This window comes from Leifsonia sp. NPDC080035 (genome assembly GCF_040050925.1).
In the GTDB taxonomy this organism is placed as follows: domain Bacteria; phylum Actinomycetota; class Actinomycetes; order Actinomycetales; family Microbacteriaceae; genus Leifsonia.
Genome location: NZ_CP157390.1, coordinates 129,807 through 139,343, shown reverse-complemented (window position 1 = coordinate 139,343; position 9,537 = coordinate 129,807). Strand labels below are relative to the sequence as shown.

At 73.7% G+C, this 9,537-nt stretch carries 10 protein-coding genes; 4 read left to right on the top strand and 6 right to left on the bottom strand.

Annotation, left to right across the window (positions count from 1 at the left end; all coding sequences use genetic code 11):
* The 3 genes from AAME72_RS00705 to AAME72_RS00695 form a co-directional block, all read right to left on the bottom strand.
* Positions 1-336, bottom strand: a complete 336-nt coding sequence (locus AAME72_RS00705) for a hypothetical protein (protein WP_348788343.1) — start codon at positions 334-336, stop codon at positions 1-3.
* 143 nt (positions 337-479) lie between these two features.
* A complete protein-coding gene (locus AAME72_RS00700) occupies positions 480-1,370 on the bottom strand; it encodes an aminodeoxychorismate lyase (RefSeq protein WP_348788342.1) in 891 nt (296 codons plus the stop codon).
* Positions 1,371-1,408: 38 nt separating this feature from the next.
* Positions 1,409-1,693 carry an acylphosphatase gene (locus AAME72_RS00695; protein ID WP_348788341.1) on the bottom strand — a complete coding sequence of 95 codons (285 nt, stop codon included), beginning with the start codon at positions 1,691-1,693 and terminating at the stop codon, positions 1,409-1,411.
* Between the two features lie 23 nt (positions 1,694-1,716).
* On the opposite strand from AAME72_RS00695, the gene AAME72_RS00690 reads away from it, so the two are divergent.
* The gene (locus AAME72_RS00690; protein WP_348788340.1) at positions 1,717-3,237 is read left to right on the top strand and encodes a methyltransferase; all 1,521 of its coding nucleotides are present in this window, start codon (positions 1,717-1,719) and stop codon (positions 3,235-3,237) included.
* A gap of 73 nt (positions 3,238-3,310) precedes the next feature.
* Here AAME72_RS00690 and AAME72_RS00685 read toward each other — a convergent pair whose 3' ends face one another.
* A complete protein-coding gene (locus AAME72_RS00685) occupies positions 3,311-3,826 on the bottom strand; it encodes a metallophosphoesterase (protein ID WP_348790188.1) in 516 nt (171 codons plus the stop codon).
* 41 nt (positions 3,827-3,867) lie between these two features.
* On the opposite strand from AAME72_RS00685, the gene AAME72_RS00680 reads away from it, so the two are divergent.
* Entirely contained in the window at positions 3,868-4,899 is a 1,032-nt protein-coding gene (locus tag AAME72_RS00680) for an aldo/keto reductase (RefSeq protein WP_348788339.1), read from the top strand.
* An 87-nt stretch (positions 4,900-4,986) separates the two neighbouring features.
* Here the strand turns inward: AAME72_RS00680 and AAME72_RS00675 are convergent, their stop codons facing one another.
* Both AAME72_RS00675 and AAME72_RS00670 read right to left on the bottom strand, forming a co-directional pair.
* Complete coding sequence (locus tag AAME72_RS00675) at positions 4,987-5,412, bottom strand: hypothetical protein (protein ID WP_348788338.1); 426 nt, start codon at positions 5,410-5,412, stop codon at positions 4,987-4,989.
* An 8-nt stretch (positions 5,413-5,420) separates the two neighbouring features.
* On the bottom strand, positions 5,421-6,014 hold the full coding sequence (locus AAME72_RS00670) for an NADPH-dependent FMN reductase (protein ID WP_348788337.1): 594 nt from the start codon (positions 6,012-6,014) through the stop codon (positions 5,421-5,423).
* A 183-nt stretch (positions 6,015-6,197) separates the two neighbouring features.
* On the opposite strand from AAME72_RS00670, the gene AAME72_RS00665 reads away from it, so the two are divergent.
* Together AAME72_RS00665 and AAME72_RS00660 are read left to right on the top strand one after the other, a co-directional pair.
* The gene (locus AAME72_RS00665) at positions 6,198-6,509 is read left to right on the top strand and encodes a hypothetical protein (RefSeq protein WP_348788336.1); all 312 of its coding nucleotides are present in this window, start codon (positions 6,198-6,200) and stop codon (positions 6,507-6,509) included.
* 73 nt (positions 6,510-6,582) lie between these two features.
* The gene (locus AAME72_RS00660) at positions 6,583-9,498 is read left to right on the top strand and encodes an AAA family ATPase (RefSeq protein WP_348788335.1); all 2,916 of its coding nucleotides are present in this window, start codon (positions 6,583-6,585) and stop codon (positions 9,496-9,498) included.
* The last annotated feature ends 39 nt before the right edge of the window (positions 9,499-9,537 follow it).

The following is a 9,537-nucleotide window of genomic DNA, read 5'->3' as shown; positions in this document are numbered from 1 at the left end:
CTACGCCCGCTCCACCTTGTCGAGCATGCCCCAGACGGCCTCGCTCAGCTCGGGATGCTCGAGCGCGATGCGCCGCAGCACGCCGTACTCGAAGCGCGCGAAGGTGTCGCGTCCGGCGGCGGGATGGTGCGCCCGCGACTGCTCCTCGGCGAGGTCGAACTCCTCGATGGCGCCCGCACGGAGAGCGATGACCACCTGTTCGTCGACGCTCGGGAGGTCCGGGATGAAGTGCCACGGGTCCTCGCCCGCGCGGCAGCGGTGCTCGATGATCGCGGACAGCTCGTCGCGCGCCTGCTGACGCAGCACTTCGATGCTTCTCGGGACCTGCTCGCTCACGTCGACCTCCCTCCGCTGTCGGTGGCGCCGGCCTCTTCGCCGGTACGGTGCGTACAGCCTAAGCGGCGAATCCTCCGGGCCGCGAATCGGGGCGTAACGTCGTGTCTACCGGCGGCCGAACGGCCGGGCGTCCGCGGCCGGGCTCAGTGGGTGCGGGACAGCAGGAAGCGGTTCAGCTCCGCGGTGAGGTCGGCGTCGACGCGGTACGCGCGGCCGTCCAGGTCGGTGATCGGGGCCGCCATCCGGACGCTCGAGACCAGCCAGAGCGCGTCGGCCGTCGTGAGCTCCTCCGCCGTGATGCGCCGGTACTCCGTCCGCAGGCCCTTCGCCTCGAAGAACTCGAACACGGACGCCTGGGTCGTCCCGGCGAGGATGCCCTGGTCGGTCTGCGGCGTGCTCACCATGCCGCCCGAGAGCACGATGACGTTGGAGGTCGGGCCCTCCAGTGCGAACCCGTCGGAGCTGAGGAACAGGACGTCGTCCGCGCCCCGCCGGACGGCCTCGCGCTGTGCGGCGCGGTTGACGGCGTAGGAGAGGGTCTTCGCGCCGGCGAGCAGCCAGGGCGCGGTCTCGGCGACGTCGTGGCGCAGGCCGCGGTCGAGCGTGACGACGCGGATGCCGAGGCGCTGGGTGCGGAAGTCCTCGCCCTCGTCCACGAAGATCCATCCGCTCGGCCGGCCGGTGCCCTCGACGCCGCGGGTGTAGATCAGCTTGGCGTATAGCTCGCTCCCACCGCCGTTGCGGGTGCGGTAGTCGGCGATGCCGGCGAGCACGGCCTCGTGCCACACGTGCTCTGCGGGCTCAGGCAGGTCGAGCAGCACGGCGGAGTGCGCCAGGCGCATGAGGTGCGGGCCGAGCGCCTGCGGGTGTCCGTCGATGACGGCGATCGTCTCGAAGACGCCGTCGCCGCGGGTGATGCCGAGATCGGTGATGCGCACCTGCGGTGCACCGAAGTCGGCGATGGCGTAGCCGGGGTCCCCGGCGTCGTGGTCGCCCGTGGGCGCGGTGACGGTGAGCAGCGTGGCGCGGGTCATGTCCCCATTCTCACCCCGGGGACGGCTCGCGGTGAGTCCTAGACCGTCTGGCGGATGCGGAACTCGTCGTCGCCGTCGACCGTGGCGTCGGCGACCTCCACGGTGTCGACGCCGCTTCCGGGAGGGCCGGTCCGCAGCCAGTCGAGCATGCGCTCCACGGCGTCCGGCTCGCCCTCCACCTCCACCTCGACGCTGCCGTCGGCGCGGTTGCGCGCCCAGCCCGCGACGCCGAGGCGGTGCGCCTCTTCGCGCGCGCTCCAGCGGAACCCGACGCCCTGCACCTGGCCGGTCACGATCGCCCTCTTGCGGATCACGAGGCCCATTCTGCTCCTGCTTCAATGGATGCGTGAGCTCACCCGCCGTCGCCGCCCTCCGTTCCGACCTCTCCGCCGCCGGTTTCACCGTCGACGGTCTCGATGCGCTGTGGGGCGCGGAGGCGGCCGCCGCGCTGCACCGCGGCCAGCGCATCCCGGCCGAGCGGGCCCTCGGGTCCGCCGACGGACCGCTCGCCACGCTCGCGGCGCTGTTCGTGCTCGGGCGGCCGGTCCCGCGCGAGAGGCTGATCGCTGCGCTGCCGTCGACCGGAATCGAGGGCGCCCTGTCGCTCGGGCTCGTCACCGACGAACGGGGTGCCGACGCCGTGGCCCCCGCCGTCGACCTGCGGCCGTACAGCTTCGTGGATGCGCTCGGGCCGGCCGAGTGGTGGATCGTCTCGGACCTCGGCGAGCTGGCCATCGGCGGTCCGCTGCCGGAGGACCACGTGCTCGGCGTCGGCGGGGCGTCGATGACCCTGAGCGGCCTGATGCTGCAGCGGCCGGTCGAGAGCGTTCTCGACCTCGGAACCGGCTGCGGCATCCAGGCGCTGCACGCCTCACGGCACGCGCGCCGCGTGGTCGCGACCGACATCTCCGAGCGGGCGCTGCTGCTCGCCGCCCTCAACGCCGAGCTGAACGGGATCGAGGGCATCGACTTCCGGCTCGGCAGCATGTTCGAGCCGGTCACGGGGGAGCAGTTCGACCACATCGTCTCGAACCCGCCGTTCGTCATCACACCGCGTGTTGAGGGCGTGCCGTCGTACGAGTACCGCGACGGCGGGATGGTCGGCGACGAGCTCGTCGCGGCGTTCGTCGCGGGATGCGGCGAGCACCTGACGCCCGGCGGCGTCGCCCAGCTGCTCGGCAACTGGGAGTACCGCGGCGCCGGCGACGCGTTCGACCGGGTGCGCGGCTGGGTCGACGGCTCCGTGCATCCCCTCGACGCGTGGGTGATCGAGCGCGACGTCGAGGACGCGCCGCAGTACGCCGAGACCTGGATCCGCGACGGCGGCACCCGCCAGGGCACGCCCGGCTTCGACACGATGCTGTCCGCCTGGCTGGACGACTTCGAGGCCCGCGATGTGCGGCAGGTCGGCTTCGGCTATGTGCTGCTGCGCCGCGCGGAGGGCGTCCCGACGCTGCGGCGCTTCGAGCGGATGCACGGGGCGCTCGGCGCGAACGAGGCGGGACTCGGCGTGCATCTCGGCGCGTGCCTTGCGGCGCACGACGCCCAGGCGGCGCTGCACGACGCGGCCTTCGGGTCGCTGCGGCTCACAGTGGCCGGCGACGTGACGGAGGAGCGGCACCTCTGGCCCGGCGCGGACGCTCCGACGGCCATCCTGCTGCGGCAGGGCGGCGGGTTCGGCCGGGTGGTCGCGGCGGACACGGGCCTCGCGGCACTGGTCGGCGCCTGCGACGGCGAGCTCAGCGTCGCCGCGATCATCGGCGCGCTCGCCCAGCTGCTCGAGGTGGACGAGGACGCCCTGCGCGCCGACCTCGTCCCCGTCATCCGGTCCCTCGTCCAGGACGGCTTCCTGCAGCTTCCCGCCTGACTCGCCATCCGTTCCGGAGTTGTTCCCGCTCAGCGTCGGCGTGTCGCGTGAAGAACTCCGGAAGCGATGGCGGTCAGGGCCGTGCCGTCTGCGGGAGGGCGACCAGGCGCACGTCGGTCAGGCGGCCGTCGGCGACCTCCGCGGTGAGATAGGTGCACGCGGGCTGGCGGCGGCGGTCCGTCGGCGAGCCCGGGTTGAGCAGGCGCATCCCGCGAGGTGAGACGGTGTCCCACGGGATGTGCGAGTGGCCGAACACGAGCACGTCCGTGTCCGGGAACGCCGCATCGCAGCGCACCTCCCTACCGGTCGCCTGCCCGGTCTCGTGGACGACGGCGAACCGCAGGCCGCCGAGCTCGGCCCGCGCCACCTCGGGGAGCCGCGCCCGCAGCTCGGTGCCGTCGTTGTTCCCCCAGACCCCGATCAACCGGCGGGAGCGCGCCTCCAGCAGGTCGAGCGTCGCCGCGTCCACCCAGTCCCCGGCGTGGATGACGACGTCCGCCGCGTCCACCTCGGCGAGCACGGCGCCGGGCAGGGCCTTCGCGCGCTTCGGCAGGTGCGTGTCCGAGATGATGAGCAGTCTCACGTCGATGAACGGTATGCGAAACGGGACGTACGGGCTAGCGTCGCAGCATGGACCTCAGGAATCTCGGAAACAGCGGAACGATCGTGTCGGAGTACGCCCTCGGCACGATGACCTTCGGAGCGGAGGCGGACGAGAGCACCTCGCACGCCATCCTCGACCGCTTCATCGATGGAGGCGGAACGTTCATCGACACGGCGGACGTCTACAGTTCCGGCGTCTCGGAGTCGATCATCGGCCGCTGGCTGGCGCGCAACCACGGCAGCAGGGACCGGCTCGTGATCGCCACGAAGGGCCGCTTCCCGATGGGCGACGGACCCAACGACCTCGGGCTCTCGCGCACCCACCTGCGGGCGGCGCTCGACGCGTCCCTGCGCCGGCTCGGGGTCGACCACATCGACCTGTACCAGCTGCACGCGTTCGACGCCCTCACCCCGCTCGAGGAGACGCTGCGCTTCCTCGACGACGCCGTGACGGCCGGCAAGATCTCCTACTACGGCTTCTCGAACTACCTCGGCTGGCAGCTGACGAAGGCGGCGGCGGTCGCGCAGGCGCACGGCTGGGCTCCGCCGGTCACGCTGCAGCCGCAGTACAGCCTCCTGGTGCGCGGCATCGAGCACGAGGTCGTGCCTGCGGCGCTGGACGCGGGCATCGGCCTGCTGCCCTGGTCGCCGCTCGCGGGCGGCTGGCTGAGCGGGAAGTACCGCAGGGACCAGGCGCCGACCGGCGCCACCCGGCTCGGCGAGAACCCGACGCGCGGGATGGAGGCGTGGGAGGCGCGCAACGCCGACGCCCACACCTGGGCGGTCATCGACGCTGTGCAGACCGTGTCGGAGCAGACCGGCGCCAGCATGTCCCAGGTCGCGCTCGCCTGGCTGGCGGACCGGCCGGCCGTGACCTCGGTGATCCTCGGCGCGCGCACGGTCGAGCAGCTGGAGGACAACCTCGGCGCCGCCGACCTGGAGCTGACGGACGAGCAGCGCTCGGCGCTCGACGAGGCGAGCGAGCCGCGCGCCGAGGTCTATCCCTACGGCGAGCAGGCGGTCGCGCAGCGGCACCGCAAGCGCACCGGCGGCCGCTGAGCCGCTCCGGGACCGCTCCGGGGACGCGACATGCCGTGCCGGCGCGGCCGCCGCGGCGTGTCGTGTCCCCGCTGAGCAGGCGGCCGCTCAGGAGCGCCGGGCGGCCTCCCCGGCCAGGGCGACGGCGGCGTCGCGCACGTCCTCGTCCGTGAGCCGGAGTCCGACGACGACATCGGTCGTGTCGCCGGGTGGCGCCCCCGGCGCGCGCATCCCGAGCACGGCGACCCGCACCTCGACCCCGCCGCCGGGGATGCGCCGCCCGCTCAGCGACAGGACGGGCTCGGTGAACGTCAGCGCCGCCCACTCGTCGGCTCCGAGCGTCAGGTCGCCGGCCAGGCCGGCGAGCCAGGCGGCAAGCTCCGTCGCCTCCTCGACGGTGAGGACGGGCGCCGTCAGTGTCCAGGAACGGTCGCCGTCCACCGCCTCGACGGTGACGGCCGGAGCGGCTCCCGCCGTCGCGGCGCCGATGTCGAGCCGCAGCGCACGCGGCTCCGACGCATCCGTGAGGAGCACCCGGCGCCTCAGCGGGGGCTCGGGACCACGGTGAGCACGCGCTCGATGTACTCGAAGAACGCGTTCATGAAGCCGCGCAGGAACTCCTCCGAGCCGGGGTCGGTGACGTCGCCCTCCTCCGTGATGAGGCCGGGTGTCAACCGGATGTAGGCCTCGGGGGCGTTCATCTGCGGCGCCTGCAGGAAGCTCAGCACGCTGCGCAGCTGCTGCTGGGCGACGGCGGTGCCGATGGCGCCGCTGGAGGCGCCGATCACCGCGGTGGCCTTCCGCGCGATCACGTTCTCCCCGTAGGGCCTGCTCGCCCAATCGATCGCGTTCTTGAGCGCGCCGGGGATCGATCGGTTGTACTCCGGCGTCACGAAGAGCAGCGCGTCCTGGGCGGCGATCGTCGCCTTGAAGTCGCGGGCGACCTGCGGGTAGTCCGCGTCGTAGTCGCGGTTGTAGAGCGGCAGTCCGCCGATCGGGATCTCGGTGAACGTGAGATCGCGCGGCGCGAGCCGCAGGAGGGCCTTCGCGAGCGTCCTGTTGATGGACACCGTGGAGAGGCTCCCGACGAGGTAGCCCACCGCGTACGGCGGCTGGAGTTCGTTGATCGTTGCCATGCAGTCAGCTTGCTCCGGCGGACCCGGCCTGTCGAGGGCGGGCGTGGCCGTCGGTTCCGTGCTTATGAGGGCGGGGCGGGAGGGGAGGGGGAAATAGGGCATCTGCCCGATGCAGGGCACCTGCCTTAGCGACGACGCTTGATCGTGACGAAGGACGAGAAGGCATCGAGAAGGGGAGCGACGATGATGCTGGCAGACGAGTACATGACCGGCCGGGTGGGTGCGGCGGACGCCGTCCGCGCTGAGCAGGAGCGCGAGCGGGACCGCCGCCGCCGCGAGCGCGTGGAGGAGCTGCTTCAGGTGCGCGCGGAAGGGCTGATCGCGAAGCGACTGGCCAGGGCGCGGGCCGCGCGGGATGCGCAGCGGGCGGCCGCGGCGGCGGGGCGCGCCCCGGTCGCCGAGCCCGCCGGCGCGGCGGTCGCGGAGCCGGTCCCGGCGCGGGTCGCGGAGCACGCCCCGGTCCCGGAGCGGGAGCTCGCGCACGCCGGCCGGTGACGCCCGTTCTGCCCTGCGCAGAGCAGACGGCGACGGCACCCCCGATGTCGGTGGTCCATGGCACGATGAAGCCATGCGGTCACCGGCGTCGAGCCCCACGATGATCGGGCGGGAGCCCGACCTGGAGGCTCTGCGCGCCGAGCTGGCCGTTGCCTCCGGGGGAGAGCCCCGCGCCGTCGTGATCGGCGGCGAGGCCGGCATCGGCAAGTCGCGGCTGCTGGGGGAGTTCCTGGCCGAGTCGGGGGAGACGGCCACGGTCCTGCTCGGCCGCTGCGTCGACCTCGGCGGAGACGGTGCGCCGTACGCGCCACTGGCGGCCGTGCTGCGGCGGCTCGTGCAGGTGCGCGGCCTGGATGCGGTGCTCGAGGCGGCCGGTCCGGGCGCCGGGGTGCTCTCGGTGCTGCTGCCCGAGCTCGCCGACGAGTCGGCGGTCCCCACGCGCACCGGCGCGGAGCGGCTCTACGAGCTGGTCACCGTGCTGTTCGAGACGCTGTCCGCCGAGCAGCCGATCGTCGTCGCGGTCGAAGACATCCACTGGGCGGACACGTCCACGCTCGAACTGCTGCGCTTCGTGGTGCGCATGACCGACCGCGGCCGCATCCTCTTCCTGTTGAGCTACCGCAGCGACGAGGTCTCGCGCGGGCACCCGCTGCGCGCCTACCTGGGCGAGCTGGAGCGCACCCGCCGCGTCACCCGCTGGGAGCTGGCGCGGCTCGGGCGCGAGCAGGTCGCAACGCTAGTGGAGCGACTCCTCGGCTGCGAGCCGGACGCGGCGACCGTGGACACGGTATACCGGCTGAGCGAGGGCGTCCCGTTCTTCGTGGAGGAGCTCGCAGGCATCGACGGCCTCGTGGCCGGCGAGGACCTGCCGGAGACCCTCCGCGAGATCCTGCTCGCCCGCTACGAGCGGCTCACCGACCCGGCGCAGCGACTGCTGCGGCTGCTCTCTGCAGGCGGGGTGTGCGTCGAGCACGACCTGCTCAGCGCGGTCTACGACGGGAGCCCGGAGGAGCTGGACGCGGCCGCGCGTGAAGCGGTCGTCGCCAACGTGCTCACGGCCGACTCCACCGAGTACTCGTTCCGGCACGCGCTCGTGCGCGAGGCGGTGCACGCCGACCTGCTGCCGGGGGAGCGCAGCCGGTTCCACACCCGGTACGCGCAGGCGCTGGAGCAGAGCCCGCAGCGCTCCGCGCTCCAGCTCTCGACCCACTGGCTCGCCGCCCACGATCTGCAGCGCGCGTTCGTCACCGCGGTGGAGGCCATGGAGGAGGCGCGGCTCTCCTACGCGTACGCGACGATGGCCGCGATGGGCGATCGCGCGCTCGAACTCTGGGGGAGCGTGCCCGACGCCGAACGGCTCGGCGGCCTCACCCTCACCGACCTGCAGAAGAAGACCGCCTCCGCGCTCCGCAACGCCGGCGACAGCGAGCGCGCGCTGGCGCTCGTGAACGTGGCGCTCTCGGAGGCGGCACAGCTGCCGCCCGCCCAGCACGCGCGGCTCCTGCGCGACAAGGCGCAGTACCTGGACAACCTGGGCAGGCCCGGCGTCGGCGCCCTCCTGCGCGAGGCCCTCGACGTGGTCCCGCCGGACGCGGTGCCGGCCGAGGACGGCCTCCGGCCGCAGCTGCTCGCCGAGCTCGCCGCCGAGCACATGCTCATGGCGCACTTCGACGCCGCGATCGCCGTCGCCTCGCAGGCCATCGCCGAGGGCGAACGGGCGCCGGACTCGCTGCGCTCGGTCGCGCACAACATCCGCGGCAGCTCGCTCGTCGCCTCCGGACGCATCGAGAGCGGCCTGGCCGAGCTGGAGGAGGCGCGACGCCTCGCAGGGATGGAGCCGGCGGCGTCCCTGCGCTATGCCGTGAACGCATCCGACGCCCTGAACGGGCTCGGCCGTCACGAGGAGGCGGTGCGGATCGCCGAGGCCGGCGTCCGCAAGGCGCGGGCGCGCGGCGTCGAGCGCACCTCCGGCGTCATCCTGTCCTCCAACACAGTGGAGCCGCTGCTCGCCCTCGGCGAGCTGGCGCGTGCCGAGGCGCTGCTCGACCCCGCTCTCGCGCTCGACCCACCGCCGAGCTTCCGGGCGCACCTGCAGCGGATGAAGCTCTGGCTCACGCTCTGGCGCGGCGAGAGCGAGCGCGCGGAGCTGCTGTTCCGGCGCTGGCAGTCCGGGTTCCGGGCGATGGCACAGCGCGAGGCCCAGTCGGAGCTCGGCGTCGCCCGGCTCGCCGCCGAGCTGGCGCTCGCTCGCGGCGACCACGCGGCCGCGTGGGAGGAGTCCGCCTCCGTGCTCGCGGAAGGTCACGGCGTCGTCCCCGCCTACGAACTGCCCGTGCTCGCCGCGGCGGCGCGCGCCCTCGCGGACGCGGCCGTCGCCCGGACGCCGCTAAACGGTGAACGGCTCGACGTCGCGGCGCAGTCCACGCGGCTGGAGGCCGTGCTCGCCGCCGTCTCGTCCTGGCCGACGGCGGTGGCGTGGGGTCCCGTGATCCGGGCGGAGCTGGCGACCGCCGTCGCGGCGAGTGGCGCCGAGGACGCTCCCGAGCCCGCGCCGGCATGGGATGCGGCGATCGCCGCCACCGAGTCGTCCCTCGCGCCGGCGCACCTGCGCCCGTACGCGCTCATCCGCGCCGCACGCGTCGCCCTCCTCGCCGGCGACCGGCCGCGCGCCGAGCGCCTCGTCGACGCGGGCCGCCACGAGGCAGAGCGATTCGGCTTCGGCCTGCTCGTGACGGCGGCCGACGAGCTCAGCCTCGCGCGAGGGCACCGCACGACCGGCTCCGCCGCCCCCGGCACGGCGGCCCCGCTCACCGAGCGGGAGGAGCAGGTGCTCGCGCTGATCGAGCAGGGCCTCAGCAACAAGCAGATCGGCGAGCGGCTGTTCATCAGCGCGAAGACGGCGAGCGTCCACGTGTCCAGCATCCTGCGCAAGGTCGGCGCCTCGACCAGGACGGAAGCCGTCTACCGGGCGTCACGCACGCCCAGCTGACACCCCGGGCGAACCGCGCCGCTCGGCGCTACCCGCTCG

Coding starts and splice junctions, on each gene's coding strand:
- AAME72_RS00700 (WP_348788342.1), bottom strand. CDS start 1,370: ATGACCCGCGCCACGCTGCTCACCGTCACCGCGCCCACGGGCGACCAC.
- AAME72_RS00695 (WP_348788341.1), bottom strand. CDS start 1,693: ATGGGCCTCGTGATCCGCAAGAGGGCGATCGTGACCGGCCAGGTGCAG.
- AAME72_RS00680 (WP_348788339.1), top strand. CDS start 3,868: ATGGACCTCAGGAATCTCGGAAACAGCGGAACGATCGTGTCGGAGTAC.
- AAME72_RS00670 (WP_348788337.1), bottom strand. CDS start 6,014: ATGGCAACGATCAACGAACTCCAGCCGCCGTACGCGGTGGGCTACCTC.
- AAME72_RS00665 (WP_348788336.1), top strand. CDS start 6,198: ATGATGCTGGCAGACGAGTACATGACCGGCCGGGTGGGTGCGGCGGAC.
- AAME72_RS00660 (WP_348788335.1), top strand. CDS start 6,583: ATGCGGTCACCGGCGTCGAGCCCCACGATGATCGGGCGGGAGCCCGAC.